28 protein-coding genes are annotated in these 26,393 nt (G+C 69.9%); 13 read left to right on the top strand and 15 right to left on the bottom strand.

Annotated features, from left to right (window positions below; translation table 11 throughout):
• The first annotated feature begins 84 nt into the window (after positions 1–84).
• A complete protein-coding gene (locus A3CU_RS0119930) occupies positions 85–921 on the top strand; it encodes an alpha/beta fold hydrolase (protein WP_027943803.1) in 837 nt (278 codons plus the stop codon).
• 167 nt (positions 922–1,088) lie between these two features.
• On the opposite strand, the gene A3CU_RS0119925 is transcribed toward A3CU_RS0119930, so the two are convergent.
• A complete protein-coding gene (locus A3CU_RS0119925) occupies positions 1,089–2,144 on the bottom strand; it encodes an alcohol dehydrogenase catalytic domain-containing protein (protein ID WP_245617204.1) in 1,056 nt (351 codons plus the stop codon).
• A 143-nt stretch (positions 2,145–2,287) separates the two neighbouring features.
• On the opposite strand from A3CU_RS0119925, the gene A3CU_RS0119920 reads away from it, so the two are divergent.
• Positions 2,288–3,787, top strand: a complete 1,500-nt coding sequence (locus tag A3CU_RS0119920; RefSeq protein ID WP_027943801.1) for a class I adenylate-forming enzyme family protein — start codon at positions 2,288–2,290, stop codon at positions 3,785–3,787.
• A 51-nt stretch (positions 3,788–3,838) separates the two neighbouring features.
• Here the strand turns inward: A3CU_RS0119920 and A3CU_RS54575 are convergent, their stop codons facing one another.
• Complete coding sequence (locus tag A3CU_RS54575) at positions 3,839–4,003, bottom strand: VOC family protein (RefSeq protein WP_342668920.1); 165 nt, start codon at positions 4,001–4,003, stop codon at positions 3,839–3,841.
• Between A3CU_RS54575 and A3CU_RS0119910 the strand changes: the two genes are divergently transcribed.
• Together A3CU_RS0119910 and rfbB are read left to right on the top strand one after the other, a co-directional pair.
• Positions 3,992–4,660, top strand: a complete 669-nt coding sequence (locus A3CU_RS0119910) for a GntR family transcriptional regulator (protein WP_084143413.1) — start codon at positions 3,992–3,994, stop codon at positions 4,658–4,660. The genes A3CU_RS54575 and A3CU_RS0119910 overlap by 12 nt on opposite strands.
• Before the next feature lies 1 nt (position 4,661).
• A complete protein-coding gene (rfbB, locus tag A3CU_RS0119905) occupies positions 4,662–5,660 on the top strand; it encodes a dTDP-glucose 4,6-dehydratase (RefSeq protein ID WP_027943799.1) in 999 nt (332 codons plus the stop codon).
• Positions 5,661–5,846: 186 nt separating this feature from the next.
• On the opposite strand, the gene A3CU_RS0119900 is transcribed toward rfbB, so the two are convergent.
• Together A3CU_RS0119900 and A3CU_RS0119895 are read right to left on the bottom strand one after the other, a co-directional pair.
• The gene (locus A3CU_RS0119900) at positions 5,847–6,371 is read right to left on the bottom strand and encodes a nuclear transport factor 2 family protein (RefSeq protein ID WP_027943798.1); all 525 of its coding nucleotides are present in this window, start codon (positions 6,369–6,371) and stop codon (positions 5,847–5,849) included.
• Positions 6,372–6,373: 2 nt separating this feature from the next.
• A complete protein-coding gene (locus A3CU_RS0119895; RefSeq protein ID WP_027943797.1) occupies positions 6,374–6,745 on the bottom strand; it encodes a nuclear transport factor 2 family protein in 372 nt (123 codons plus the stop codon).
• 168 nt (positions 6,746–6,913) lie between these two features.
• Between A3CU_RS0119895 and A3CU_RS0119890 the strand changes: the two genes are divergently transcribed.
• On the top strand, positions 6,914–7,813 hold the full coding sequence (locus tag A3CU_RS0119890; RefSeq protein ID WP_052371887.1) for an IclR family transcriptional regulator: 900 nt from the start codon (positions 6,914–6,916) through the stop codon (positions 7,811–7,813).
• Here A3CU_RS0119890 and A3CU_RS0119885 read toward each other — a convergent pair.
• Positions 7,740–8,324 (bottom strand): flavin reductase family protein, encoded by a 585-nt coding sequence (locus A3CU_RS0119885; RefSeq protein ID WP_027943795.1) that lies wholly within the window; start codon positions 8,322–8,324, stop codon positions 7,740–7,742. The two genes, A3CU_RS0119890 and A3CU_RS0119885, sit on opposite strands and share 74 nt — an antisense overlap.
• Positions 8,325–8,526: 202 nt before the next feature.
• Between A3CU_RS0119885 and A3CU_RS0119880 the strand changes: the two genes are divergently transcribed.
• From A3CU_RS0119880 to A3CU_RS0119865, 4 genes are all read left to right on the top strand, one after another.
• Positions 8,527–9,402 carry an alpha/beta fold hydrolase gene (locus A3CU_RS0119880; RefSeq protein ID WP_027943794.1) on the top strand — a complete coding sequence of 292 codons (876 nt, stop codon included), beginning with the start codon at positions 8,527–8,529 and terminating at the stop codon, positions 9,400–9,402.
• Between the two features lie 58 nt (positions 9,403–9,460).
• A complete protein-coding gene (locus A3CU_RS45615; RefSeq protein WP_027943793.1) occupies positions 9,461–10,066 on the top strand; it encodes a TetR/AcrR family transcriptional regulator in 606 nt (201 codons plus the stop codon).
• Between the two features lie 238 nt (positions 10,067–10,304).
• Positions 10,305–11,489: an acyl-CoA dehydrogenase family protein gene (locus A3CU_RS0119870; protein ID WP_027943792.1), complete on the top strand. Its 1,185-nt coding sequence runs from the start codon at positions 10,305–10,307 to the stop codon at positions 11,487–11,489.
• Positions 11,490–11,516: 27 nt separating this feature from the next.
• Positions 11,517–12,404, top strand: a complete 888-nt coding sequence (locus tag A3CU_RS0119865; RefSeq protein ID WP_027943791.1) for a VOC family protein — start codon at positions 11,517–11,519, stop codon at positions 12,402–12,404.
• Between the two features lie 131 nt (positions 12,405–12,535).
• Here the strand turns inward: A3CU_RS0119865 and A3CU_RS52505 are convergent, their stop codons facing one another.
• Both A3CU_RS52505 and A3CU_RS45610 read right to left on the bottom strand, forming a co-directional pair.
• Positions 12,536–12,754, bottom strand: coding sequence for a hypothetical protein (locus tag A3CU_RS52505; protein ID WP_156960428.1), 219 nt, complete (start codon positions 12,752–12,754; stop codon positions 12,536–12,538).
• A gap of 78 nt (positions 12,755–12,832) precedes the next feature.
• Positions 12,833–14,020, bottom strand: a complete 1,188-nt coding sequence (locus A3CU_RS45610) for an NADH:flavin oxidoreductase (RefSeq protein ID WP_043841747.1) — start codon at positions 14,018–14,020, stop codon at positions 12,833–12,835.
• Positions 14,021–14,189: 169 nt separating this feature from the next.
• Here A3CU_RS45610 and A3CU_RS0119855 point away from each other — a divergent pair, with 169 nt between their 5' ends.
• Both A3CU_RS0119855 and A3CU_RS0119850 read left to right on the top strand, forming a co-directional pair.
• The gene (locus tag A3CU_RS0119855; protein ID WP_043841745.1) at positions 14,190–15,005 is read left to right on the top strand and encodes an SDR family NAD(P)-dependent oxidoreductase; all 816 of its coding nucleotides are present in this window, start codon (positions 14,190–14,192) and stop codon (positions 15,003–15,005) included.
• Between the two features lie 30 nt (positions 15,006–15,035).
• On the top strand, positions 15,036–15,866 hold the full coding sequence (locus tag A3CU_RS0119850; RefSeq protein WP_027943789.1) for a mycofactocin-coupled SDR family oxidoreductase: 831 nt from the start codon (positions 15,036–15,038) through the stop codon (positions 15,864–15,866).
• Here the strand turns inward: A3CU_RS0119850 and A3CU_RS0119845 are convergent.
• From A3CU_RS0119845 to A3CU_RS0119825, 5 genes are read right to left on the bottom strand one after another with little or no spacing between them, the layout of a single operon-like run.
• Positions 15,863–16,939 carry an acyl-CoA dehydrogenase family protein gene (locus A3CU_RS0119845; RefSeq protein ID WP_027943788.1) on the bottom strand — a complete coding sequence of 359 codons (1,077 nt, stop codon included), beginning with the start codon at positions 16,937–16,939 and terminating at the stop codon, positions 15,863–15,865. The two genes, A3CU_RS0119850 and A3CU_RS0119845, sit on opposite strands and share 4 nt — an antisense overlap.
• On the bottom strand, positions 16,939–17,919 hold the full coding sequence (locus A3CU_RS0119840; protein WP_027943787.1) for an acyl-CoA dehydrogenase family protein: 981 nt from the start codon (positions 17,917–17,919) through the stop codon (positions 16,939–16,941). Before A3CU_RS0119840 ends, A3CU_RS0119845 begins: the two co-directional genes overlap by 1 nt.
• Before the next feature lie 7 nt (positions 17,920–17,926).
• Positions 17,927–19,057 (bottom strand): acyl-CoA dehydrogenase family protein, encoded by a 1,131-nt coding sequence (locus tag A3CU_RS0119835; protein WP_027943786.1) that lies wholly within the window; start codon positions 19,055–19,057, stop codon positions 17,927–17,929.
• Positions 19,057–19,899, bottom strand: a complete 843-nt coding sequence (locus tag A3CU_RS0119830) for an enoyl-CoA hydratase (RefSeq protein ID WP_027943785.1) — start codon at positions 19,897–19,899, stop codon at positions 19,057–19,059. The genes A3CU_RS0119835 and A3CU_RS0119830 overlap by 1 nt, the downstream gene beginning before the upstream one ends.
• Positions 19,896–21,506, bottom strand: a complete 1,611-nt coding sequence (locus tag A3CU_RS0119825) for a FadD3 family acyl-CoA ligase (protein WP_027943784.1) — start codon at positions 21,504–21,506, stop codon at positions 19,896–19,898. The genes A3CU_RS0119830 and A3CU_RS0119825 overlap by 4 nt, the downstream gene beginning before the upstream one ends.
• Positions 21,507–21,792: 286 nt before the next feature.
• On the opposite strand from A3CU_RS0119825, the gene A3CU_RS0119820 reads away from it, so the two are divergent.
• Positions 21,793–22,962, top strand: coding sequence for an acyl-CoA dehydrogenase family protein (locus tag A3CU_RS0119820; protein ID WP_027943783.1), 1,170 nt, complete (start codon positions 21,793–21,795; stop codon positions 22,960–22,962).
• 67 nt (positions 22,963–23,029) lie between these two features.
• Positions 23,030–23,800 (top strand): SDR family oxidoreductase, encoded by a 771-nt coding sequence (locus A3CU_RS0119815; RefSeq protein WP_027943782.1) that lies wholly within the window; start codon positions 23,030–23,032, stop codon positions 23,798–23,800.
• 87 nt (positions 23,801–23,887) lie between these two features.
• Here the strand turns inward: A3CU_RS0119815 and A3CU_RS0119810 are convergent, their stop codons facing one another.
• The 3 genes from A3CU_RS0119810 to A3CU_RS0119800 all read right to left on the bottom strand — a co-directional run bounded on the left by A3CU_RS0119810 (position 23,888) and on the right by A3CU_RS0119800 (position 26,368).
• Positions 23,888–24,610, bottom strand: a complete 723-nt coding sequence (locus tag A3CU_RS0119810; RefSeq protein WP_027943781.1) for a CoA-transferase subunit beta — start codon at positions 24,608–24,610, stop codon at positions 23,888–23,890.
• A 149-nt stretch (positions 24,611–24,759) separates the two neighbouring features.
• Positions 24,760–25,623 carry a CoA transferase subunit A gene (locus tag A3CU_RS0119805; RefSeq protein WP_027943780.1) on the bottom strand — a complete coding sequence of 288 codons (864 nt, stop codon included), beginning with the start codon at positions 25,621–25,623 and terminating at the stop codon, positions 24,760–24,762.
• Positions 25,616–26,368, bottom strand: a complete 753-nt coding sequence (locus A3CU_RS0119800; RefSeq protein WP_027943779.1) for an enoyl-CoA hydratase family protein — start codon at positions 26,366–26,368, stop codon at positions 25,616–25,618. Before A3CU_RS0119800 ends, A3CU_RS0119805 begins: the two co-directional genes overlap by 8 nt.
• Between the last annotated feature and the right edge of the window lie 25 nt (positions 26,369–26,393).

Raw genomic sequence — 26,393 nt, 5'->3', positions numbered from 1 at the left:
GACGGCTCGCCGCCTGCTCCGCGGATTCGTTAGCGTTCGCGGGAACGCTATCCGTACCACCGATGGAGCATGGGAAGGCAGCCGATGACGACGGTCGAAATCGCGCCGAAGATCAGTCGCGGCGCCTACGAGCTGGTCTACCGGGAGGCGGGGTCCGGTCCGGTGCTGGTGATGCTGCACGGCTCCGGGCCGGGGGTGTCCGGGATGTCGAACTACGCGGCGAACCTCCCCGTACTCGCCCGCACGTTCCGGACGATCGTGGTGGACATGCCCGGCTTCGGCGACAGCCCCGAAGTGCCTCACACCAAGCCGTATCCGGAGCACGCGGCCGAGGCGGTCGTGTCGCTGCTGGCCGATCTCGGGGTCGACAAGGCGCACCTGGTCGGCAACTCCATGGGCGGATTCGTCGCGCTCGAAACCGCGTTCGCCCATCCGGAACGGGTCGACCGGATGGTGCTGATGGGGCCGGGCGGGATCGCGGCCGAGATCTTCTCACCGCCGGTGTCCGAAGGCGCCCGGCGGTTGTTCGACTTCATGTCCTCGCCGTCCGAGGCCGCGATGCGCGCCTGGGTGGACACCATGGTCTCCAACCCGGCGAGTGTGCCGGAGGACGTCATCCGGGAGCGCACCGAACGCGCGCTCGCTCCCGGCGCGATCAAGAGGATGCGCAACGTCTTCGCCAGCCTCGGGAAACCGTCTGCTCATGGTCCGATGTGGACACGGACCGGACGGATTTCCCACCGGACGCTGGTGACCTGGGGTCGCGACGACCGGATGCTGCCGCTCGAGGGAGCGTTCTTCGCCACCCGGCGCATGCCGAACGCCGACCTGCACATCTTCGCCAACTGCGGCCATTGGGCCCAGGTGGAGCGCAAGGAAGCGTTCGAGGCTCTCCTCGCCGAGTTCCTGACCGCGCCCTGAAGTCCTCCTCGACTTGCCCGTGGCGCCTCCGGATCAACTCCGTGCCGTGCCCTGGCGTGCCAGCACGAGTTCCTCGACGGACCTGGGGAGGGTGGTCTCGAAGTCCAGCAGCTTCGCCCAGTCCGGCTCGATCGTGATCAGGACCAGCTGGTGCTCTCCAACAGCTCTCAGGGATTGACCACCGCACGTCCGGGCACCGATCCCTCGGCGAGCCGGCGATACGCCTCGCCGACGTCTTCCAGCGCGAAGGTCTCCACCCGGTTGCTGATCATTCCCGACCGGGCCAGTGCGACCACGGCACGGGTGTCGCTGATATCGGATCCCTGGAAGGTGAACACCTCCCCGTCCCGCGGCAGCCCGGAAAACCAGTTCCCGCGCAAGCCCCCGCCGGCCGAACCGACCAGGCCGAAAGCGCCACCCGGCGCGAGCGCGCCGAGCCCACAGCCGATCGTCACGTCCGTGCCGACGAAGTCCAGCACCGCGTCGGCTCCGGCACCACCCGTACGCTCACGGAGCGCCTCCACCGTCGACTCGTCGACACCGTCGATCGCCTCGTGCGCACCGAGTTCGACGGCCCGGTCGCGCCGGTCGGCCGACACGTCCACCGCGATCACCCGCGCCGCCCCGAGCACCCGCAAGAACTGCACCGCGAAACCACCCAACCCGCCGGCACCGAGGACGACCGCGGTCGCCTCGGGCAGGAGCCGGGGCCGGATGCGGCGCACGCCGTGATACGCGGTCGACCCCGCATCGGTGAGGGGCCCTGCCGACTCCGGCGCGAGGTCCCCCAACGGAACGAGATCGCGCGGGTCCCCGACGAGCACATACGGCGCCAAGCCCCCGTCGCGACCATAACCCCGGCCGGTCGCGCTGGCTGGGCACGCGTTGTCCTGTCCGGCGACGCAGTACCGGCACCGGCCGCAGGACGCTGCCGCGACCAGTGCTACCGCGTCGCCCTCGGCGAGGTCGACCGCGGCCGCCGAGCCGATCGCCGCCACCCGGCCTGCCGTCTCGTGCCCGAGCGTGAACGGCATACTCCAGCCGAGCGCCTGGCCCCTGGACGCCGGCATCCGCATCATGCCCAGATCCGACCGGCACAGCCCGCACCCGGCGACCCGCACCAGCACCTGTCCCGGTCCGGGTCGGGGCACCGGAACCTCTCGCAACTGGGCCGGGCCGCCCCAGCCGGTGACTCGGTAGGCCAGCATCGTGCGCTCGTCCATCAGGCGCCTCCCTGCCACCGTTCTACCGAGCTCCACGGCGCCACGGCCCCGGCCATCCCGATCACCGGGATTCCGCCGTGCACCCCAACCGAGCAAGCGCTTGGATCAATGTGCGGACGGGACGCGTATCGCAAGGAGGCAGGGTGGGGCTGCTGATCGGTGAGGTGGTCTCGGACGCCGCCGTGCTGAAACCGCACGGCGTCGCGGCCACCCTGGCCGGCCGGTCGATCACCTTCGCGGAACTGGACGCCGAGGCCAACCGCGTCGCGCACGCCCTCGCGGCCAAGGGCATCGAACGGGGCAGCCTGCTGGCCTGGTGGACGGCGGGCACGACGGCCTCTTTGCCGGCGCTGCTCGCGTGTGCCCGGCTCGGCGCTGTCTTCGCCCCGCTACCCCCGACGGCCGAGGCCACGGAGATGGCGGCCATCCTCGACTACCTGGAGCCGCGGTTGTTGGTCGTCGACGGTCCGCGGGTGGATGGGGCGGCGGATTTCGACGTCGCCACCCTCACCGTCCACACCGGACGGCCGGACGATCTCGGAGTGCTTGCGCAGGTGGCGTCGGCGGCCCCGGTGCGGGCAGGCGTCGCCGAGACCGATCCGCACATCCTCTACCTGACCAGCGGCACCACCGGTGCGCCGAAGGGAGTGCTCGTCAGTCACCGGGCGACGTGGCTGCGCTCCAGCGCCGGAGGCGGCACCTTCGGCGGAGCCGTACGCGGTGAGCGCGGCGTACTCTCCAGCTTCCCGCTGCACCACTACGGCGGCTGGCACTACGTGATCGAGGCGTGGCTGCACCGGACCGCCATCCACCTCGTGCCCCGGGCCGACGCCGAGAGCCTGCACGCGGCGGTGGCCAGGCATCGGCCCAGCGCGATGTACTGCATTCCCGCCGTCTGGGAACGGGTCCTCGCCGCGCCCGGTGACCTGAGCTGCCTGGCCCACGCCGACACCGGCACCTCCCGGGTCTCCGCCGGCCTCGTCGAACGCATCCGGGCCCGCGCGCCGCACGCGACCACCACGGTGCTGTACGGCAGCAGCGAGGCCGGGCCGATGGCGGCCCTGCGCGACTGGGAGCTGGCGGGCCACCCCGGCACCGTGGGCCGACCGATCTCCCCCGGCGTGATCACCATCGCCGAGGACGGGGAGATCCTCTTCCGCGGCCCCACCGTGATGAACGGCTACCTCGGCCTGCCGGACGCGACCGGGAAGGCGCTCGCCGGCGGCTGGTACCACTCCGGCGACCTCGGTGTGTATGACGGGGACGGCTACCTCACCATCACCGGCCGCAAGCGCGAGATCATCCGTTCCGGCGGCGAAACCATCGCACCCGTCGAGGTGGAGGAGGCGATCCGCGCCCTGCCCGGGATCGAGGACGTGGCCGTGGTGGGGCTGCCCGACGAGCGCTGGGGCGAGATCGTCTGTGCCGTCGTCGTGCCCAGCCCCGGCGCGACCGCGCCGGACACCGCGGCGCTGCGTGCCCGCCTGGGCAGCCTGCCGCGTCACAAGCATCCCCGGCGAGTCAGGACCGCCGCCTCGATTCCGCGCACCGGCGCCACCGGCCAGATCCGGCGCGCGCAGATCCGCGACGACTTGTTAGCCGCAGACGATGAAGCAGGACTCTGGCCGAACTCGGGGTCGTGAGGCCGGCGATGTGCGGGTTCATGCCACTGCGGGACGGCGCAGCCAAGCGGATCACGCCGGGCCCGCGGCGACGCAGAACTCGTTGCCTTCCGGATCGGCCATCACGACGTGGTGTCCGTCGAACTCCTCCAGGACACTGCCGCCCGCTGCCACCAAGCGTCCGGACTCTGCTTTGATTCGCGCCCACCGCTCGCTTGGACTGCTGTGTCCGGGCACCCGGATGTCGATGTGGAGCCGGTTCTTCGCCGTACAGAGGGACTGCTGGCCTCCCGCAAGGGGTCGGGCTGGTATGTCGTTTCCGGCGCTTCGTTTGGGCAGTCCTTGGCCCTGGGTAGCTTCCAGCACGCTGGCTCGGCGGTCACCGAGGCCGGTGTCCCGCTCGCGCGCACGGTGGTCGAGTACGGCTACGGCGCCACCCCGGACAGCGTGGCCCACCTGCTGGCAATTCCCGGCAACACCGAGACGCTGCGCGTCCAGGCGTTGCGACGGGCCGGTACGACACCGCTGGACGTGGTCACCGAGTGGGTCCCACTGGCGCTGGCGGCACCAATCAGCCGCGCGGACGCCGAGGATCCAGGAATCTGGGAAACCCTGCGCCGCCATGGGCACTGGGTTGCCGTGGTCCACCAGAGCATCGCCGCCACGGCCGCTTCCCAGCGCGTTGAGGACCTGCTCGAGGTTCCCGTCTCCACCCCTGTGCTGCTGGTCCGCCGTCTCGCTGTGGGACCAGACGAGAAACCCATCGCCTTGTCCGAGCATCGCTACCTCGGACACCGTTTCCGGTTGGAGGTGGAATTCCGCGGCTGGCCTGCCACCGCAGTTGCTGAACCACCCGGAGTCGCCCCGATCACCAGCACCGAGCAGGAAGGCTGACATGCGTCTCCTCGTCACGGGAGCAGCCGGATTCATCGGCTCCCACTTCGTCCGCCACTGGGTGCGAGAGCACCCAGACGACAGCGTCATCGCGCTGGACGCGCTGACCTACGCGGGTACCGAGACCAATTTGGCCGACGTGCGCGAGCAGATCACCTTCGTGCACGCCGACATCGCCGACGCCGAGCAGGTGCTGCGCGACCATCGCGTCAACGTGATCGTCAACTTCGCCGCCGAGTCGCACAACAGCCTGGCGGTCGTCGATCCCGGGCGGTTCTTCCGCACCAACGTGCTGGGCACCCAAGCCCTGCTGGAAGCCGCCCGCCAAGCCGGCCTCGAACGCTTTCATCACGTCTCCACCTGTGAGGTCTACGGTGACCTCGCGCTGGACGCCGACCAAGCATTCACCGAACGGTCGCCGTACCGGCCACGAACCCCGTACAACGCCAGCAAAGCGGGCGGCGACCACGCAGTGCGCGCCTATTACGAAACATTCGGCCTGCCGATCACCATCACCAACTGCGCTAACAACTATGGCTCACACCAGTTCCCGGAAAAGGTCCTGCCGCTGTTCACCACCAACGCGCTGGACGGCCGGCCACTGCCGGTCTACAGCTCCAAGGACAACCGTCGCGAATGGATCCACGCCTCCGACCACGTCCGCGCCATCGACGCAGTGCTCTGCCGAGGCCGGATCGGCGAGACCTACCACGTGGGCACCGGCGTCGAAGCCAGCGTCGAGCAGATCGCGGACCTGGTGCTCGACGAACTGAAACTGCCCGCGTCGCTGAAGCAAGAGGTGCCCGACCGTCCGGGTCATGACCGCCGCTACCTGCTGGACTCCGCCAAGATCCGCCGCGAGCTCGGCTGGGAACCCCTCGTGGAGTTCGAGGCCGGAGTGCGCGAGACCGTCCGCTGGTATGCCGACAACCGCGACTGGTGGGAGCCGCTACGCGACCGTTCACCAGTGGTCGAAGGCTCATGGGCACGCCAGTCCTGAACAGGCTCTCGCACACGTCCGCACCCGAGTCGGTGCGGCCGGTCGGCGGTCACCACCACTTTCGATTCAGGTGCAGGCCATCCAGCTCAGTGAGTCCACCGACGATACGTCGGATGCCGCAGCACTGTCCACGGGTTTTCGTCCAGCCAACCAGCAGGCCGTCAAAGCCTGTTCCCATAACTGTTGCTACAAGCCGGAAACGCACTGACCATTTGACCCCAAGATGGTCACCTCCGGCCCGATAGGACGGCTGATCGACCACAGCACGCGGAAATGGCATTGGCTGTGTTTCCATTTCCCGTCCTCGATCACGTACCGGTCGTCGTACTCCCCGGCCATGACCGTCTCCGTGCCGCGCTCGATGTCGATCTGGCGCATCCGCAGCGTCCACCGCCCGGTCGCCTCTCCCGGGCCCACCAGCTCGATATCGGGGTGGAATCCGTGGTGCATGTCCAGGACGACGTATTGCCCGTTCACCTTGCGCAGCGCGATATCGCGGTATATTCGTAAAATGGGTTCCACGTCGTCGTGCCGGCCGAGCCGGCCATAATCGATCGAGGCGCCGCGGGCGATGAAGCAGCGGCGAAATCCGTCGGGGTCTTTGGCATCACACGCTCGCCAGTAGCGGTACTTCATCTTCTTTATCGCCTCGACAGCCTCGATCACCTCAATCCGCCTCGCGAGCGCGCGTACCTCACCGTCGTCAGGCATGGTCACCCCAACCTTATGTCGGCTTCGCTCCAGAACGCGCGCATTTCGACGATCAGGCCGTTCTCGTCGAAGGTCATGACATCGATCGGTTGGACCTCGACCACCTGGCCGCCCCGCTCCGTACGCACCCGGAAATGGAAGGCAGCACTGGACGAAGCCACTCGAATCGCGATCAGCTCCGTTTCCCTGCGGGCATCCGTGATCGGTTCGAAGAAGCGCTGGATGGCCGCCCGGCCCCGGTGTGGCTCGCTGCCCACCGGATCTTCGAGCGTGGCGTTCTCGGCGAAGCAGGCGGCGATGTCGGCGGCCGTACCGCCGGCAACCGCTTTCAGGTAACGGCGAACGGCGTCGGTGATCGCCTCGGCTGTTGGCATCCTCCGACGTTATGGCCCCACCCGGGCGGATCTCGTGCTCGTCCCGATGACCGGGACCGCCCACGGGCACGACCCGGGCGGGCGAGTCGATCACTTCCCTGGCACGCCGGTCGCTGCTAGCGTAGAAATAGAATTGATTTCAACCTCGCCGGTGAGGTGGGAGCGAGCATGACCTCGATGCTGAACAGGAATGCCGAGGCCGCGGTCGAGCAGCGGAGGCCGCCGCCGTCGATGGTCGAGCGGATGACGTTGATCCTGGACCTGTTCGATCGCCCGCATACCCGCCTGACGCTCGAAGACGTCGTGCAGCGGACCCACCTGCCCCGGTCCACCGCTCACCGGATACTCGAACAACTCGCCCGCTTGCACTGGCTCGACCACTCGACGGCCGGCTATCGCCTCGGCCGGCGGTCCCTGGGACTCGGCGGACGGGAGACCGGCCACAACGCGCTTCGCGTCGCGGCGGCCCCCGTCCTGCACGATCTGGCCGTCCGCACGGAACTGGTGGTGCACCTGGGTGTGCTGGACGGCACCGACGTGTACTACCTCGACAAGGTGGGCGGGCGGTCCGCGGTCGAGGTACCCTCCCGGGTCGGCGGGCGGGCCCCCGCGCACTGCACCGCGCTCGGGAAGGCGATGCTGGCGTGGCTGCCGCCCGAGCAGGTCGACGCCGGCTACCACGGGGGGCTGGCCTGCCGCACCACGCGCACCATCGGTGATCTCGGGATGCTCCATCAGGAGCTGAGCCGCGTCCGCGGCCGGCGTGGCCTGGCGTTCGAGCGCGGCGAATGCTTCCCCGGGATCACCTGCGTGGGGATCGCATTGCGCGGACCGGACGGCCCGGTGGGCGCGATCTCGCTGGTGGGCGACGCGGGAATGGCCCTGGAACGGCTGGTGCCCATGGTGGTCAGCGCGGCGCGCACGATCACCGGCGAACTGTTCGACCGGGACGGTCTGCCGGCGCGCTCGCGGCGCGGCAGCACCGCGAGCGCCGTCATGCCTCCGACGTGGTCGGCCGAGTCGATAGCACGCCTTGTCGCGGTGGGCCAGAGCGGCGAGTGGCTGTAGCGGCAGTCCCGAGGCCGAACCCACCGCGGAAGAAGATCATCGGGCGATGCTCGGCGATGCGTTCGACCGCGAGCACCCGCCCGACCACGAGGTCGTGGTCACCGGCAGGGTGCACCTGGTTCACGTCGGCGTGCACGCGCATCAGGACGTCCGGCAGCGCGGGCGTTCCCCATCGCGTCAGTGACCACTCCGCGCCATCGAACTTCCGCCCCTGGCTGGAGCCGAATCGCTCGCACAAACTCGTCTGGTGCTCACCCAGGACGTTGACGCAGAATCGGCCGGACCGCCGGATCCGGGGCCAGGACCGGCTGCGGTGGTCGGCACAGAACACCACCAGCGGCGGTTCGAGGGAGACCGACGCGAACGCCTGGCAGGCGAACCCGACCGGATCGCCCGCGTCCAGTCCGGTCACCACGGTCACCCCGCTGGCGAAGTCGGCCATCGCCGCCCGGAACTCGGCGGGCGTCACCACCTCGCCGCCGTCTGAGATCGCGCTGTCTGAGCTCACCACGGCCCCGAAGGTAGGACCGCCACACCGGGCACGGTGGGACGAGTCCCGGTCACCGGACCACGACCTGCCGCGAGAAGCCGGCACCACGAATCCGGTGCCGCACGACCGGCGAGGTCCCGTTCTCCGAGACTGGACGGCCCATACGCCCGTGCTCATCGCCTACCGTCCGTCCGATCAACTATGGAGAGAGGGCCAACCGCAGATGACCGATCCGACCTACGAGGACACCTTGCGGGAACTGCACACCGACGAAGGCGTGCTGCGTTACCACGAGGCCGGTGACGGTCCTGGACTGCTGCTGCTCCACGGGTCCGGACCGGGCGTGACGGGCTGGCGGAACTACCGCGGCAACCTGGCGTCCTTCGCCCGGCACTTCCGGTGCCTCGTGCTGGAGTTCCCGGGATTCGGGGTGAGCGAGGAAACCGACGAGCACCCGATGATGGCCGCCCCCAAGGCAGTACTGCGGTTTCTGGCCGGGCTCGGGCTCGACCGGGTCGACGTGATCGGCAACTCCATGGGCGGGTTCGTCGCGACCAACGTCGCGCTCCGGCGCCCGGAACTGTTCCGCCGGATCGTGACCATCGGCGGGATCGGCCGCAACATCTTCAGCCCGGCGCCGGGCGAGGGCATCAACCTGCTGATGGACTTCACCGAGAATCCGACGCGGGAGACCCTGGTCAGGTGGATGCGTTCGATGGTCCACAACCCCGACGTGGTCACCGAGGAGATGATCGAGGAGCGGTGGAAGCACGCCACCGAACCGAAGACGCTCGAATCGGCCCGGCGCATGTACGGCCGGAAGGCGATGGCCGCGAGCCTGGCCGCAGCAGAGAAGTCCGACCAGCCGCCCGCCTGGGCCATGCTGCACAAGATCACCGCGCCCACGCTCATCACCTGGGGCCGTGACGACCGGGTGAGCCCGATGGACATGGCACTGGTGCCGATGCGGACCATGCCCAATGTCGAACTGCACGTGCTTGGAAACTGCGGGCACTGGGCGATGATCGAGCAGAAGGCCGCGTGGGAGAGCGCCGTGCTCGCCTTCCTCACCAGGCCGGACGACGCCGGGCGGGGCTGACCGCCTCGGTGGCGCTTATGCTGGAAGACACGATCAAGATGTGACGACAGGGGGACCAGTGGCGAGAATCGCCGAGGCCCGGCCGCCCGCGGCACCTGTGTCGAAGGGCCAGGTGGTGCGGCGCGACCGCATCCTCGACGCGGCGGCGGAACGCGGCGCCAGCGCCGGCTTCGAACGGGTGCAGATGCACGACATCGCCCGGGACGCCGGTGTCGCGATCGGGACCCTGTACCGCTACTTCCCTTCCAAGACCCACCTGTTCGCCGCGGTCTGGGAAGCGCACATCAGCCGGTTCATCGAAAACGAGTGGCCACCCGCCGGCAGTGACCCGGTGGCCGACGTCGGCGAGCGGCTGGTCGCGCTCGGCCGGAGGCTGCTGCGACGCCGACGGCTGTGCGCGGCGATGATCCAGGCGTCCGCGGCCACCTACGCCGCGTCCGCCACCAAGGAAGCCGAGCTGGCGGAATCCGAGCTCTACCGCGTCATCCTGCGTACCCTCGGCAGGTCGGCGCCGACCGACGAGGACCACACCATCGTCCGGCTGCTGATCTACAGCTGGTGGGGCGTGCTCGTGTCCTGGGTGAACGAGAAGACCTCACGCGAGCGGGCGGAGGCGGAACTCAGGCTGGCCGCGCGCCTGATTCTCGCGCCGTACAAGCAGTAGCGCTGCCGGGTCGTCCCGCTGACCGGGACGCAGGCGTCGACACGCGCCGAGCGCGGCGGGCACAGTTGTCGCGGCGGGCGAGAATTCGCGTCCGATGTGGACAGAAGGTGCCGGTGGAGATCGCGGGGGTCCCGATCAGCGGGATCTGCGGTCGTGGTGGGCCGACGGCGGTTTTAGCGTCAGGGCATCGCCACGAACTTGTGGCGATTGTTCGCCACACCAGTTCGGAGGTGCGTCGATGGCGCATGACGTTGTTCGCCGGGTAGAGGAGCTCGCCACGCGGCTGGCGGCGACCGCGGAGGAGACCGAGCGCCTGGGCAAGCTCTCCGACGAGAGCGTCAAGCTCGTGCGCGAAGCCGGCGTGATGCGGCTGCTGCAGCCGACCGACTTCGGTGGATACGCGGCGCACCCGCGTGACTTCGCCGAAGCGGTCATGGCGGTGGCGAAGGTGTGCGGCTCCACCGGGTGGGTGTGCGGCGTGGGCGGTGTGCACCCGTGGGAGATGGCCCTGATGGATCGCAAGCTGCAGCACGAGGTCTGGGGCACCAACCCGGACACGTGGATCGCCTCCCCCTACGCGCCACAGGGCATCGCCACCCCGACCGACGGCGGCTACCTCCTGCGGGGACGGTGGAACTTCTCCTCCGGAACCGACCACTGTGACTGGATCTTTCTCGGAGCGCTGGTCGGGGACGCCGACGGCAAGCCGGCCCAGCCGCCGTCGACGTTGCATGTCGTGCTGCCGCGCCGAGATTACACCATCGTCGAGAACTCCTGGGATGTCATCGGGCTGTGCGGGACGGGCAGCAAGGACGTCATCGTCGACGGTGCCTTCATTCCCGCCTACCGCACGATCGACTCCGCGGAGGTCGCCGGGGGCGAACTGGCCGCGGAACGGGCGGGCCGCACCGACACCGTTTACCGGATGCCGTTCTGGGCGATGTTCCCGCTGGGCATCACCGCGGCGGTCGTCGGGATCTCGGAGGGTGCGCTCGCGGCTCATCTGGACTACCAGCGCGACCGCGTGGCCGCGGTGGGCGGGAAAATCAGGGAAGACCCGTATGTGCTTTCGGCGATCTCGGAAGCGGCCTCGGAGATCGCGGCGTCGCGGACACAGTTGTTGGACGGCATCAGCCGGCTCTACGACCTGGCCGATGAGGGAAAGGAGATCACGTTCGCCGACCGGGCCACGGTGCGGCGCAACCAGGTCCGCTGCGCGTGGCGAGCGGTGGCGGCGGTCGACGAGATCTTCGCGCGCTCGGGCGGAAACGCGGTGCGTCGGCAGAACATCATGCAGCGGTTCTGGCGCGACGCCCACGTCGGGCTCCAGCATGCCATCCACACGCCCGGTCCGATTTACCACTCCACCGCACTGCTTTCGATGGGCATCGAGCCCGAAGGCGCCCTCCGCAACCTCATCTGAACCACCGATCAAGCAAAGGAACCAAGAATGCCGGACATCAGCTCGCTCGGCTACGTTCGAGTCCGCGCCAGCGATATGGACGCTTGGCGGAAGTTCGCCTTCTCCACGATCGGCTTCGCCGAGGGCACCGGGCCGGAGGCCGGTGCGCTGTACCTGCGGATGGACGAGCGCCCGGGGCGGATCGTGATCCTGCCCGGCGACACCGACCGCGTCGAGGCGGTCGGCTGGGAGGTCCGCGATCACCTTGCCCTGCAACGGGTTCAGGCCACCATCGAGGCAGCGGGAATCGGCACGAAGCCACTGACGCTGGACGAGGCGGAAGCCCGGCGGGTGGAGGCCGGCATCGCCTTCGAGGCGCCCGGTGGCACCCCGGTGGAGATCTTCCACGGTCCGGCGCTGGACCACAGTCCTATTGCGACTCCGTACGGAAACCGCTTCGTGACCGGCAAACTGGGCGCCGGGCACGTCGTCGTGCCCGTGAACGACCTGGACGGCGCGTACCGCTTCTACGCCGATACGCTCGGCTTCCTGCCGCGCGGCGCGTTCCGGCTGCCCGCGCCACCGGAGGCCGGCCCGGTCCGGCTCCGCTTCCTGGGCGTCAACGCCCGTCACCACAGTCTGGCGCTCATCCCCTCGCCCGAGCTGAAGGCACCGGCCCTGGTGCACATCATGGTCGAGTGCGAAACCCTCGACGAGGTCGGCCGTGCGCTCGACCGTGTCACCAGCGCGGGATACCACCTGTCCTCGACACTGGGCCGGCACACCAACGACAAGATGGTGTCGTTCTACGTACGCACCCCCGGCGGCTGGGACCTCGAGGTCGGCTGCGAGGGCATCCACGTCGACGAAAACGCCTACACGGCCGAGGAAATCACCGCCGACAGCTACTGGGGCCACCAGTGGGACTTCGGCTGATCGCACCCCAGCCCCGAACCCGCAACTCACCCACCCCAACCCGCAACTCACCCACCCGAACCCGCAACTCACCCACCCGAACCCAGAACTCACCCGCCTGAACCGGGAACTCAGGTGCCTGAACCGGGAACTCACCGTCCCCAGCCGGGGACACGCCAGGCCCCGGCGTGTCCCCGGCTCAGGCGCGTGAGTTCCCGGCTCAGGCGCGCGAGTTCCCGGTCCAGGCGCGCGAATTCCCGGTCCAGGCGCGCGAGTTCTCGGCTCGGGCACCCGAACTCCCGGTCCAGGCACGCGTGTCCCCGGCTCAGGCACGCGAATTCCTGGCTCAGGCACGCGAATTCCCGGCTCACGCGCGTGTGTCCCGGGTCAGGCGCGTGAGTTCTCGGCTCAGGCACGTGAGGTGAGGGTTGGGGTGGCGAGATCCGGGGTCAGGGGCGCAGGAGGCAGCGGGTGCCGCCGCTGAAGATGGTGGTCATGCACTTGTTGTTGTGGTTGCACAGCGAGCGCGTGCGCGGTTCTTTCTGCATCCGGTTGATCAGGTCCGGTTCCCGCAGCAGCGCGCGGCCCATGGCCACGAACTGGAAGTCCTCCGCCATCGCCTGGTCCATGATCGCCCGGTTGGTGACCCCGCCGAGCAGGACCATCGGCAGGCCGACCGCGGCGCGGATCTGGCGGGCGTCGTCGAGCAGGTAGCCGTCCTGGTATGGGTAGCCGCGCAGGAAATACCGGCCGACGAGTTTGACGCCGGTCTTGACCGGCTCGGGCATGTGCGCGGCGAACTCGCGCACCGGGGCGTCGCCCTTGAACAGGTACATCGGGTTGAGCAGCGAACTGCCCGCGGTCATCTCCAGCGCGTCGATCGTGCCCGAGCGCTCCAGCCACTGGGCGACCACGATCGCCTCGTCCAGCCAGAATCCGCCCGGCACACCGTCGTCCATGTTCAGTTTCGCGAGAACGGCAAGGCGGTCACCGGCCGCCTCCCGGACGGCACGGGTGATCTCCAGCGCCAGCCGCGCGCGGTTCTCCAGCGATCCGCCGTAGTCGTCCTTGCGACGGTTGAGCTTGGGGCTGAGGAACGAACTGGCCAGGTAGTTGTGCCCGAGGTGCACCTCCACGGCGTCGAAACCGGCCTCGATCGCCATCCGTGCCGCGTCCCCGTGCGCGCGGACCACGCGATCGAGGTCGGCTCGCGTGGCCGGGGCCGTGGGGCGAAGCGACTGCGCGTTGAAGAACCGACTCGGCGACAACGCGGGCCCACCGGTGACCCTGGAGTTGCCGACCGGACCGGAGTGGCCGATCTGGGCGGAAATCGCCGCCCCCTCCGCGTGCACGGCTTCGGTCAGCCGGCGTAACCCCGGCAGCGCCTCGGGCCGCCAGTAGATCTGACGGCCATCGGTGCGACCTTCCTTGGCGACCGCGCAGTAGGCGACGGTGGTCATCCCGACGCCACCGGCGGCGTGCTCGACGTGGAAGTCGATGAGCGGTTGGGTGACCAGGCCGTGTCGCGCCATATTCTCGTACGTCGCCGCCTTGATCGTGCGGTTACGCAGGCTCACCGGTCCGAGCTTGGCGGGCGCGAACACGTCCGGCGGCGTGGTCCGCTTGGTGCGGGTCATCGGCTCCTCCTCGGCTTTTCGGGCACGTTGCCCTGGCGCACCCACCTCATCGCGATCTTCAGCGCACGACGACCCGCAAGCCAGGACCAGTCCCACTGATCGGAACTCCGGCCATTGACGGTGGCCGCCTCGCAATGCCAACCTATCGCTTGCTCAAGGAGGAGTGCCGATGCCCACCCCACACCAGCCCGGTCCCCTGCTCGCCGGCCGCACGGCGCTGATCACCGGTGCCGCCGCCGGTATCGGACGCGGCATCACGACGGCGTTCCTGGCGCACGGCGCGCGAGTAGTCGCGGTCGACAAGGACGCGCCGGCGCTGGCGGAACTGGCCCGCCACGCCACCGGCGAGCTGACCACACTCGTCCTGGACGTGGTCGCCCCCGGCGCGGCCGAGCGCATGGCGACGGCAGGTCAGCCGGACTTGCTGGTGAACAACGTCGGCCACTTCCTGCGCCCGCCGGTCGAATTCGCGCACGAATCCCCCGGCCAGTGGGCGACACTGGGCGAGGTGAACCTCGGTCACGTGCTGGCGACCACCCGTGCCGTGCTGCCTGGAATGGTCGACCGCGGACGAGGCGGCAGCATCATCAACCTCACGACCGTAGAAGCATTCCGCGGGATCCCCGGCCACGCCGTGTACTCGGCCTACAAGGCCGCGGTCGGCCAGTTCACCCGCAGCCTCGCCGTCGAGACCGGCGGGCATGGCATACGGGTCAACGCGATCGCGCCCGACGTGGTGGAGAGCCCGCAGCTCCCCTACTCGGACTGGGTCGGCGAAGGGGACCGGTGGCGGTGGTCCACCTGGGTCCCGCTGGGACGGCACGGCACACCTGACGACGTGGCCGGTGCGGCGCTGTTCCTCGCGTCCGACCTGTCGTCCTTCGTCACCGGCACCACGATCCACGTGGACGGCGGCACCTGGGCAGCCGGCGGCTGGTACCCGCGGCACGGCGGCGGGTGGACCAACCGGCCGCTCGACCCGTGACAGCAAGCACGAGAGAAAGGCGACGAGGAAATGGGGCAACTGGACGGGCGGGTCGCGCTGGTGACCGGAGGCGCGCGCGGCCAGGGACGCGCCCACGCGCGTGCGCTGGCCGCCGAGGGGGCGCACGTCGTGGTGTGCGACATCGCGGCGCAGGTCCCGACGGTGGCCTATCCGATGGCGACGGCCGAGGACCTGGACGAGACGGTCGAAACCATCCGTGCCGCCGGTGGCATGGCGAGCGCGGCGACGGTGGACGTGCGCGACAGCAAGGCCGTCGACGAGGTCGTGGGGCGGACCGTGGCGGAGTTCGGGCGGCTCGACGTGCTGGTCGCCAATGCCGGCATCTGCGGCTTCTCCCGGGTCACGGACATCAGCGACGACTCGTGGCACGACATGATCGAGACCAACCTCGGTGGCGTGTTCCGCTGCGTCCGTGCGGTTCTGCCGCACATGACCGGCGCCGGGTACGGCCGGATCGTCGCCACCTCGTCGGGGGCCGGACGGGGCGGGATGGCGACGCTCGGCCACTACGTGGCCGCGAAGTGGGGCCTGATCGGACTGATCAAGTCGGTGGCCCTGGAGACCGCCCGGACCGGGGTCACGGCCAATGTCGTGTGCCCGACGACGGTACGTACGCCGATGGTGGTCAACGACGCCTCGTTCGCCACGTTCTGCCCCGGTGTCGAGCGGCCGGAGGTGGACGATGTGGTGCCGCGCCTGGCCGCGATGGACCCGATGGGCGTCCCGTGGCTGGAGCCGGAGGACGTGACCCGCGCGGTGCTGTACTTCGTCACCGATCCGGGCCGGACCAGCGGGACCGTGCTCGAAGTGGATCTGGCCACCTCGGCCCGCCGCACCTAAGCCAGTTCGGCCAGGTACTTCGAGGTCTCGCCGAAGATCTGGGCGCTGCTGTGCGCACGCTTGAAGTAGAGGTGCGCGTCGTGTTCCCAGGTGATCGCGATGCCGCCGTGGAGCTGGATCATCTCCGCGGCGACCTGCTCGAGGGCCTCCGAGCACACCACCTTCGCGGTGGCGGCGTCCGCCGCGAGGCCGGCCTCGTCGGCCAGCGCGGACTCCAGCGCGGCCCAGGACGCCGACCGGGCGGCCTCGACGAGCACGTACGCATCCGCCATGCGGTGCTTGAGCGCCTGGAACGACCCGATGGCACGGCCGAACTGCCGCCGCTGCTTGGTGTATTCGACGGTCAGTTCGAGCGCACGTGCTGCCGCACCGACCTGTTCGGCCGACAGCGCGACCAGGGCGAGGTCACGCACCCGGCGCAGCGCCGCGGCATAGTCTCCGCGGTCCAGCCGCCGTCCCGGCACTCCGGTCAGTTCCACCGCGGCCAAGCGTCGGGTCTGATCCATGGTCGGCGTGTGCCACCGCCGCACGCCGGGATGGGCGGTGTCCACTTCGAACAGTCCGACCCCGTCCGGCGTTCGCGCTGCGACAAGCAGCACGTCGGCGACGTCGCCGTCGAGCACGTAATGCGCGCAACCATCCACTGTGGATTCGGTGGCCACGAGAGCGGGCGAGTCCGGGGCCCAGGCACCCGCCTCCCCGGCCCATGCCAGGGCCGCGATCGTGCCGCCGTCGGCGATTCCGGGCAGCAGGCGGGCGCACGTCTCGGGATCGCCGGCGGCGAGGATCGCCTGAGCACACAGCACCGTGGAACCGAGCAGCGGGCTGGGCGTCAGCGTCCGGCCGAGTTCCTCGCAGACGGCGTGCACTTCGGCCAGCGTGGCACCGACACCGCCGTATTCCTCCGGGATGGCGAGCGCGGCCACGCCGATCTGTTCGCACAGCACGGACCACAGCTTGTCGTCGTAGCCCAGCGGGGTGTCCACCGCCGCCCGCACCGCCGCGGAACCGGACCGCTTCGCCAGCAGCGTGCGCACGGCCTCCCGCAGTGCCCTGATCTCGTCGCTGTCCATCACTTGTCGCCCTTCAATGCGGCCAGCACCCGCCGGCGGTGGACGGCGCCGCTACCCCAGGCCCCGGCCAGCGCGCGCACCTTGGTCAGCCAAAGCCCGAGATCGTGCTCGGCCGTGTAGCCGATGGCGCCGTGCACCTGCAGCGCGGTGCGGGCCGCCCGGTAGGCGGCGTCGGCCGCCGCGACCTTCGCGGCCGAGACGTCCCGCGTTACGGTGCCTGCGCCGGCCTCCGCCGCGACCGCCGCGCCGTAGGCCAGGGGCCGGGCCAGTTCCAGCCCGGTGACCACATCGGCGAGCAGGTGCTTGATCGCCTGGTACTGCCCGATCGGCTTGCCGTACTGGTGCCGCTGTTTGGCGTATTCGCCCGCCAGGTCGAGCAGGCGGCGACCGGCGCCGAGCAGTTGTGCCGCCACGGCCAGCGTGCCCAGATCGACGGCCGGCTCTCCCCCCGCGGCGGACACCGGGACACCGTCGCCGCGGACGCGGAACAGTCGCCGGGTGGGGTCGATCGAGCGCACCGGCTCCAGTTCGCCGTCGACCCGATCCACCCTGTCCTGCCCGATACGCAGGGTGAGAGCGGCGATGTCGGCGTCCAGCGCGAGCGGCACCTGAGGAGGGGCGAACACCGTCGCGACCTCATTTCCGGTGGCGAGTTCCGGCAGCCATCGCCGCGCGTCGTCCCCGGTGAGCAGCGTGGGCGCCACCACCGCGGTTTCCACGACCGGGCCGGGCACGCAGTGATAGCCCAGCGCCTCGAACGCGAGCACCGCGTCGGTGGCGCCCGCGCCCAGCCCGCCGAACTCGTCGGGCACCAGCAGCGCGGCGACGCCGATCTCTCCGAGGTCACGCCAGAGCTTCAGCCCCGGCTCGTGATCGCCGCCAGCCCAGGCACGGGCGGCGGCCGGGGTGTCCGCGCCACGCAGGAAGTCGTGCAGGCTCTCGGAAAACTGGCGCTGCTCCAGGGAAATCGTGAAGTCCACAGTGTACTCACCTATCGCGAGGCATACCGAGCAGCCGCTCGGCGATGGTGTTGCGCTGAATCTGGTCGGTGCCGCCGTAGATCGGGCCGGCCAGTGAAAACAGGTAGCCGTCCACCCAGGCCTCGGACACTTCCCCCTCGGCACCCAGCAGGTCGAGCGCGGTCTCGTGCAAGCCAACGTCCAAATGCGACCAGAACAGCTTGTTCACGCTGGACTCCGGGCCCAGCTCGCCGCCACCGGACAGCCGGGTCACCGTGTCGAAGGTGTAGAGCTGGTAGGCCCGTGCCCCGATCCACGCGTCGGCGACCCGGTCGGCGAAGGCGTCCGGCTCGCCCTGTTCGCGCCACAACGCGACCAGCCGATCGGCCGCGGCGAGGAAGCGGCCCGGGCTGCGCAGCGACAGGCCGCGCTCGTTGTTGGCGGTGGTCATCGCGACCCGCCAGCCCTGCCCGGCCTCGCCGATGACATCGGCGTCCGGGACGAAAACCTCGTCCAGGAAGATCTCGGCGAACCCCGGCTCACCGTCCAGTTGCGGGATCGGCCGCACGGTCACCCCGTCGCCGCGCAGGTCGAACATGAAGTAGGTCAGACCGCGATGCCGTTGCGCGTCCGGGTCCGTGCGGAACAGCCCGAACGCGCGATCGGCGAAGGTCGCGCGCGAACTCCACGTCTTCTGCCCCGACAAGAGCCAGCCCCCGTCGGTGCGTACCGCCCGGCTGCGCAGCGCGGCGATGTCGCTGCCCGCCTCGGGCTCCGACCACGCCTGCGCCCACACCTGTTCGCCGCGCGCCATGGGCGGCAGGATCCGGTCCCGCTGTTCCTGGGTGCCGTGTGAAAACAGCGTCGGGGCGAGCATGAAGATTCCGTTCTGCGACACCCGTCCCGGTGCGCCCGCGGCGTAGTATTCCTCCTCGAACAGCACCCACTGCAGCAAGGATGCGCCCCGCCCGCCGTAGGAATCCGGCCACGACACGACGGACAAGCGTGCCGCCGCCAGTTCGGCCTCCCACTCACGGTGCGCGGCGAAACCCGCGGCGGTGTCCATCGAGGGCAGGCCGGGCCGGGGCACATGCCCGGCCAGCCACTGCCGCACCTCTTCCCGGAACGTCGCCGAGGCGGCGTCGATGTCGAGGTCCATCAGCGGCCCGCCGCGTCACGCATCGACCGGGCCGACTGTCCCGCAAGGGAATCCGTGGACGTCTCCGCGTTGTGCGCGTGCGCGAAATGGTGCAGGCCGAACACCGAGTCCATTCCGGACCGCAACCCCATCAGGTCCTCGGCCTGGTTGACCGCCTTCTTCGTGAGCGCCAAACCGAACGACGGCATCTCGGCGATCCGCTCCGCCAGTGCGAAGGTCTCTGCCTCCAGCGACGCACGGGGCACGACCCGGGAAAGCATGCCCCACTCCTTGGCCTGCTGTGCCGAGAACCGCTCGCCGGTGAACAGCACCTCCTTGGCCGCGCGCGGGCCGAGTACCCAGGGATGGGCGAAGTACTCCACGCCCGGAATTCCCATGCGCACCACCGGGTCCGCGAAGAACGCGTCGTCCGAGGCGACGATGAGGTCGCACACCCAGGCCAGCATCAGGCCGCCCGCGATGCATGCGCCCTGCACGCTGGCGAGCATCGGCTTCGGAATCTCCCGCCACCGGCGGCACATTCCCAAGTACACTTCGGACTCACGGGCCAACCGCTGGTCCCCGCCCTCGCGGTCGGTGTGGTCCCACCACAGCACCGCCCGCCGGTCGAAGGACTGGTCGACATCCCGGCCCGGAGTACCGATGTCGTGGCCCGCGGAGAAGTGTTTTCCCGCCCCGGCCAGCACGATCACCTTCACTTCGCCGTCGTCGACCGCGCGCGCGAACGCGTCGTCCAGCGCGTAGGTCATGGCCGAGTTCTGCGCGTTGCGGTACTCCGGCCTGTTCATCGTCACGACGGCCACCGGCCCCCGGCGCTCGTAACGCACGACTTCTTCGCTCATAGCTTCTCCTTGCCAAGCTGCCTTTTCAGCACCTTTCCGGACGAGTTGCGCGGCAGCTCGTCGATGAACTCGACCGACCGGGGCACCTTGTAGTTGGCCAGCCGCCCCTTGCAGAACGTCACCACGGCCTCCTCGGTCAGCCCCGCCCCGTCGGCCCGGACGACGAACGCCTTGCCCACCTCGCCGAGCCGCTCGTCCGGCACCCCGATCACCGCGACATCGCGGACCCCGTCGAGATAGGCCAGTGCCTGCTCGACCTCCGCCGGGTACACGTTGAATCCCCCGGACACGTACATGTCCTTGAGCCGGTCGGTGATCGTCAGGTAGCCGCGCTCATCGAGGACGCCGACGTCGCCGGTGTGCAGCCAGCCGTCGGCGTCGATAGCCGCGGCGGTCGCCTCCGGATCATCCAGGTAGCCCACCATCACGTTGGGCCCACGCACCAGGATCTCGCCCGCCTCACCCGCCGGCAGGAATTTCCCTTCAGCGCTCACGGTCGCGACTTCGAGTTCGGACGTCGCCCGGCCCGAGGTGTGCGCCACCGTGTTCGCGTCGTCGCCGGACCGGCACATGGTGACCACGACGGCCTCGCTGAGCCCGTAGGCGGTGAGCACGGTGTCGAACCCGAGTTCGGTGCCCATGCGCTCGACGAGTGCCACCGGCACGGTCGCCGCACCTGTCACCGCGAGCCGGAGGCTGGGCAACGGGCGCCCGGCCCGCTCCGGAGCGTGCAGCAACGTCTGGAACACGGTCGGTGCCGCCGACAGCACGCTGATTCGCTCACGCTCCACCAGCTCGATCAGGGCGTCCGTGTTGAACACGGCCTGTGGCAGCATCGTGGCGCCGGACAGCAGGCACACCAGGATGCCCGCCTTGTAGCCGAAACTGTGTGAGAACGGGTTCACCAGCAGATACCGGTCGCCCGGCCGCATTTCCCCGCACCGGACCCAGGCCGTCGCGACGCCGAGCGACTGCCGGTGCTTGGACATCACGCCCTTGCTGCGTCCCGTCGTGCCCGAGGTGAACAGGATGTCGCACAGGCCCTCGCCCGTGACACCGTCCGCCCGGGCCTCGGCCACCTCCGGAGCGACCTCGGCGGCCCGCGAAGGCACCTCGTCCCAGGCGAGTACCCCGTCGACGGGCGGATCCGCCACACCGAGGGGGACCCGCAGCACCGCGCAAAGGTCCGGCAGCCCGGGCACGACCTCACCCGGTCCGCTTCCCGCGGCGTCGCGGATACCGGCCAGCCGGTCGGTGTCCAGGAAGGTCCCGGCGACCACCAGTGCCCTGGCCCTGCTGCGGCGCAGCAGGTCGACGGTCTCGACACCGGTGAACCGCGTGTTGATCGGGACCAGCGTGGCGCCGGCGTAGGAGGCGCCGAGCGCGGCGAGGATCCAGTGGTGGGTGTTGGGCGCGTTCAGCGCGACCCGGTCGCCGGGCCGGACACCGACGGCGACGAACGCTCGCGCCAGCTCGCGTACCTTCTCGGCGAGCTGTGCGAAGGTGAGCCGGACCGGGCCGTCCACCACCGCCTCGACGTCGCCGAAGTGCCGCGCCGCATGCCGCACGGCCGCGGGGATCGAATCCGCGATGTGCACCGTTGCCATCTCGCCTCCGAACCGGTTCGTGCGGACAGTGTTATTCAGAACGTGTTCGGGGGGCTTGCCCCCAGTCGGGGGCGTGCGGGCGGAGCCCCCACAAGGCCTTGTGCTGTCTCACCAAGCGTGCTCATCTCACCTTCTGAACAACCCTCATGGCATGCTCACCCGGTGGCCGGCGTGGCCGGCACCAAGACGCAGAGTACCTGAAACAAGCAAATGCTTGGTAGGCTCGAATTCGGGATTCGGGCCGGCCGCCGGGGCCGGTCCCGGCAACGGGCGTTGGGAGGTCCGGGTGAACGACGGCCGCGCTCTCGACGGCTTCCGGCGCGAGGTCGCCGACTGGCTGTCGGCCAACCTGGTCGGCGAATTCGCGCAACTGCGCGGTCTGGGTGGCCCCGGCCGCGAGCACGAGGCGTTCGACCTCCGGCTCGCCTGGGAGCGGCACCTGGCCGCGGCGGGCTGGACCTGCGTGGGCTGGCCGGCCGAGTTCGGCGGGCGGGGCCTGTCGCTGGCCGAGCAGGTCGCCTTCCATGAGGAATACGCGGCCTCGGGCGCCCCGGCCCGGGTCGGCCATCTCGGCGAGCAGTTGCTGGGGCCGACGCTCATCGCCTTCGGCACCCCCGAGCAGCGCGCCCGGTTCCTGCCCAGAATCGTGGCCGTCGAGGAACTCTGGTGCCAGGGCTACTCCGAACCGGGCGCCGGATCCGACCTGGCCGCGGTCGCGACCTCCGCGGTGCGAGAGGGCGACCACTGGGTGATCACCGGGCAGAAGGTGTGGACCTCGCTCGCGCACGTGGCCGACTGGTGCTTCGTGCTGGCGCGCACCGAGCCGGGATCGACCCGCCACCGCGGGCTGTCCTACCTGCTGGTGCCGCTCAAGCAGGACGGCGTCACGGTGCGGCCGATCCGGCAACTGACCGGCACGTCGGAGTTCAACGAGGTCTTCTTCGACCACGCCCGGACCGCGGCGGACGCGGTGGTCGGCGAACCTGGACAGGGCTGGACGGTCGCGATGGCCACCCTCGGCTTCGAGCGGGGCGTGTCCACCCTCGGCCAGCAGATCGGATTCCGCCGCGAACTCGACGGCATCGTCGAAGAGGCGAAACGGACCGGCACGTTCGACGACCCCGTGCTGCGCGCCGACCTGGCCCGCGCCCGGATCGGGCTCCGGGTGCTGCGCGCGCACGCCCTGCGCACGCTCGCCGCCGAACCCGGCCCCGAGGTCGCCGTCGGCAAGCTGTTGTGGGCCCAGTGGCATCGAGGCCTCGGCGAACTCGCGATGCGCGCCCGGGGCGCCCGCTCGCTGGTCGCCGAAGGACAGCCCTACGAGCTGGACGAGTGGCAGCGGCTGTTCCTGTTCACCCGCGCCGACACCATCTACGGCGGCTCGGACGAGATCGAACGCAACATCATCGCCGAGCGTGTACTCGGCCTACCAAAGGAGGCACGTCATGATCGATAATGACGGAGTCCCGGATCATGCGGGCCGACCGGGTGCGGGTGTCCCGCAAAACACCGGAGATGCGCCCGTGATACCGGAGTATCCGGCCGGACACCAGTTGCTGGACGGCAAGGTCGTCGTGGTGACGGCGGCCGCGGGAACCGGCATCGGCTCCGCCACCGCCAAGCGCTGCCTCGAAGAGGGTGCGACGGTCGTGATCAGTGACTGGCACGAGCGCCGCCTCACCGAGAAGGCCACCGAACTGGCCGGGCTGGGCAAGCTCCACGCCATCCCGTGCGACGTCACCAGCGAGGAACAGGTCCAAGCCCTCATCACCGGTGCGGCCGAGCGGTTCGGCCGGCTCGACGTGCTGATCAACAACGCCGGGCTGGGCGGTACCGCGTCGGTGTTCGACATGACCGACGAAGAGTGGTCGCGCGTCCTCGACATCACGCTCACCGGCACCTTCCGCTGCACCCGCGCGGCACTGCGGCAGTTCGCCGCCCAGGGCGGGGGCGGCGCGATCGTCAACAACGCATCCGTCATCGGGTGGCGCGCGCAGGCCGGGCAGGCGCACTACGCCGCCGCCAAGGCCGGGGTGATGGCCCTGACGCGCTGCTCGGCTCTGGACGCCGCGCCCCACGGTATACGCGTCAACGCCGTCGCGCCGAGCATCGCGATGCATCCCTTCCTGGCCAAGGTGACGACCGATGAACTGCTCGCCGAACTCGAACAGCGCGAGGCATTCGGGCGCGCCGCCCAGCCGTGGGAAGTAGCCAACGTCATGGTGTTCCTGGCCAGCGACTACGCCTCGTACCTGACCGGCGAGGTGGTGTCGGTCAGCAGCCAGCACCCGTGACCGGCCGCCAAGGGGTCTGGGGGCTTGCCCCCAGGCGGGGCCTGGGGGTGGCACCCCCAGAACATCAGGTCACGGGTGCCCCCGGTCTCAGGCGGGAACCTCCTTGTCCCGCAAGGATTTCGGGTCGAGGACTTCGCGGATCAGGCGCAGTTGCTCCGCGGTGGGTTCGGGCGTGACGGACGCGCCCGAGCAGTCGAGTTCGAAGGAGGTGGCCGCCGCCACCTCCTCCGCCGTCACCCCGGGATGCAGCGACACGGCACGCATCGAGTGGCTCGGCGTCGCGAAGTCGAACACGCCCAGGTTCGTCACGACCCGGTACACGTCATGGAACCGAAGCCCCGCCTTGGCGGCGTTGTCGTAGCCCACCCCGGACACCACGTCCACGGCATCGACGAAAGCGCGCTTGCTGTGCCGCGGAATCCAGTAGCTGGTGCGGTGGTTGGCGGTGTTGCCGGGTGCGCCCCGTACACCCAGCAGTTGCTTGGCCGGCCGGGCGTGGTCACCGATCGCCGAGATGTTCTGGTTGCCCCACCGGTCGATCTGGCTGGCGCCCATCACCACGTGCCGCCGCCCGTGCGGCACGATCACTTCCAGCATCTTGCGGTACGGCTGCCACCCTTCGATCTCTCCGTCGACGTCGACCAGATACGCCTCACCGTCGGAGAGCAGCAGGTCGGGCTCGAACGTCAGCCGGGCGAGCCGCGCGCCCAGGGTGGGGAGGAACCCGATGGGGCTGGCCACGATCGGCCCGTCGCCGCGGAACAACTCGGCCAACGCCCCGACCACGATCTCCGCTCTGGAAACGTTCACGCCACGGCCTCCAGTGCCTTGCGGGACACCCGCACCCGGTCGGCCCGCATGAGCGGGGGCTTCGCGATTGTCGCTCATGCGGCCTCCAATGTCTTGCGGGACACCCGCACCCGGTCGGCCCGCATGAGCGGGGGCTTCGCGATTGTCGCTCATGCGGCCTCCAGTTCGAATCGGTCCACTTCGGACAAGTAAGTGCGCTCGTCGCCGGAGAGGAAGCGGTCCACGAAGCCCGGCCAGCGGTCGAGATCCTTCGCGCAGGCCACGTAGTGGCGCTGGAATCGTTCGTCCCGCCCGTAGTCCGGCACCGCGGTGGTGAAGTGCGCGCCACGTGGCGCCTCGACCACCCCGTCGACCATGCCGCGGTTGAGCAACAGCGTCTGCACCGGCCCGGCGGCGGTCAGGTCCGCGGTGGCCACGACCTTCTCCGCCGACACGAAGCTCTTCTTCGCGGCGAGGCAGAACAGGTCGTCGAAGTACGGATCCGGACCCAGGTACTGGGCGTTGCCGCGGGAGTCCACCCGGTTGAGGTGCACCAGCGACACGTCCACGTTCAGCGCCGGAACGGCGAGCAGCTCCTCCTCGTCGTCGTAGGGCGACCGCACGGTGCGTAGCTCAGGGCTGAACCGCGGCACGTCGGAGCCAAGGCCGGCGCGGGTGGGCAGGAACGGAAGCCGTTGTGCCGCAGCGGAAAGCGCGGCGCAGAACATGCCTTCGTCGTATTCGGTCACCGCGATCTGCCCCGCCTCGCGGGCACGCCCGAACCAGGGGTCCAGCGGAACCGAGTCCAGCGTCACGAACCCGAACACCACGCGCGCGACCTTCCCCGCCGCACACAGCAGGCCCACGTCCGGGCCGCCGTAGGAAACCACGGTGAGGTCCTTGACCGGGGTGCGCAGCAGCGCCCGCACCAGCGCCATCGGCTTGCGCCGGGACCCCCACCCNCCGATGCCGATCGTCATGCCGTCGCTGATCTCGGCCGCCACCTCGTCGGCCGTCATCCTCTTGTCAGTCATTTCCCTTGTCCTTAAGGAAAGCCTCGCGGGCATCGTCGGCGGCACCCAGGAGGTTGAGTTCGAAAGTGAACCCCTGCTCGAACCGGTAGCTGCGGTGCACCTGCTGGGTGTCGATGCCGTTCAGCGCTTCCTTCGCCGCGCGGATCACCCTGGGGTCCTTGGCCGCGATGTCCCGCGCGACCGCCAGCGCCGCGTCGTCCAGCTCCTCCCGGGGCACCACCTGGTACACCGATCCGTACGAATGCAGCTCGGCCGCGGTGATGGTGCGCGCGGTGAAATACAGCGCGCGCATCAGGTGCTGGGGCACCAGCCGGGCCAGGTGAGTGGCCGCCCCGAGCGCGCCGCGCTCGACCTCCGGCACCCCGAACGTGGCATCCTCGGAGGCGACGACCACGTCCGAGTTGCCGACGAGGCCGATGCCGCCGCCAAGGCAGAAGCCGTGCACCGCGGCGACCACCGGCACAGCGCAGTCGTACACCGCACCGAACGCCGCGTAGCAACCCCGGTTCGCTCCGACCAGGGCCGCGTACCCGGTGCTGCGCTGGATCTCCTTGATGTCCACCCCGGCGTTGAAACCGCGTCCCTCGGCCCGCAACACCACCACGTGCACGTCCGGATCTTCGCCCGCCTTCCGCACCGCGGCGGCGAGGTCGAACCAGCCCTGCACCGGCAACGCGTTCACCGGCGGGAAGTCGACGGTGACGACCTCGATGTGGTCGGAGACCCGCTTGGTTATCACCGGCATCAGCTCGCTCCCGTCCGTTCCGCGA

Source organism: Amycolatopsis taiwanensis DSM 45107 (genome assembly GCF_000519205.1).
Classification (GTDB): Bacteria; Actinomycetota; Actinomycetes; order Mycobacteriales; family Pseudonocardiaceae; genus Amycolatopsis_E; species Amycolatopsis_E taiwanensis.
The sequence above is the reverse complement of the archived record's forward strand: the minus strand, read 5'-3'. Positions and strand labels throughout refer to the sequence as shown.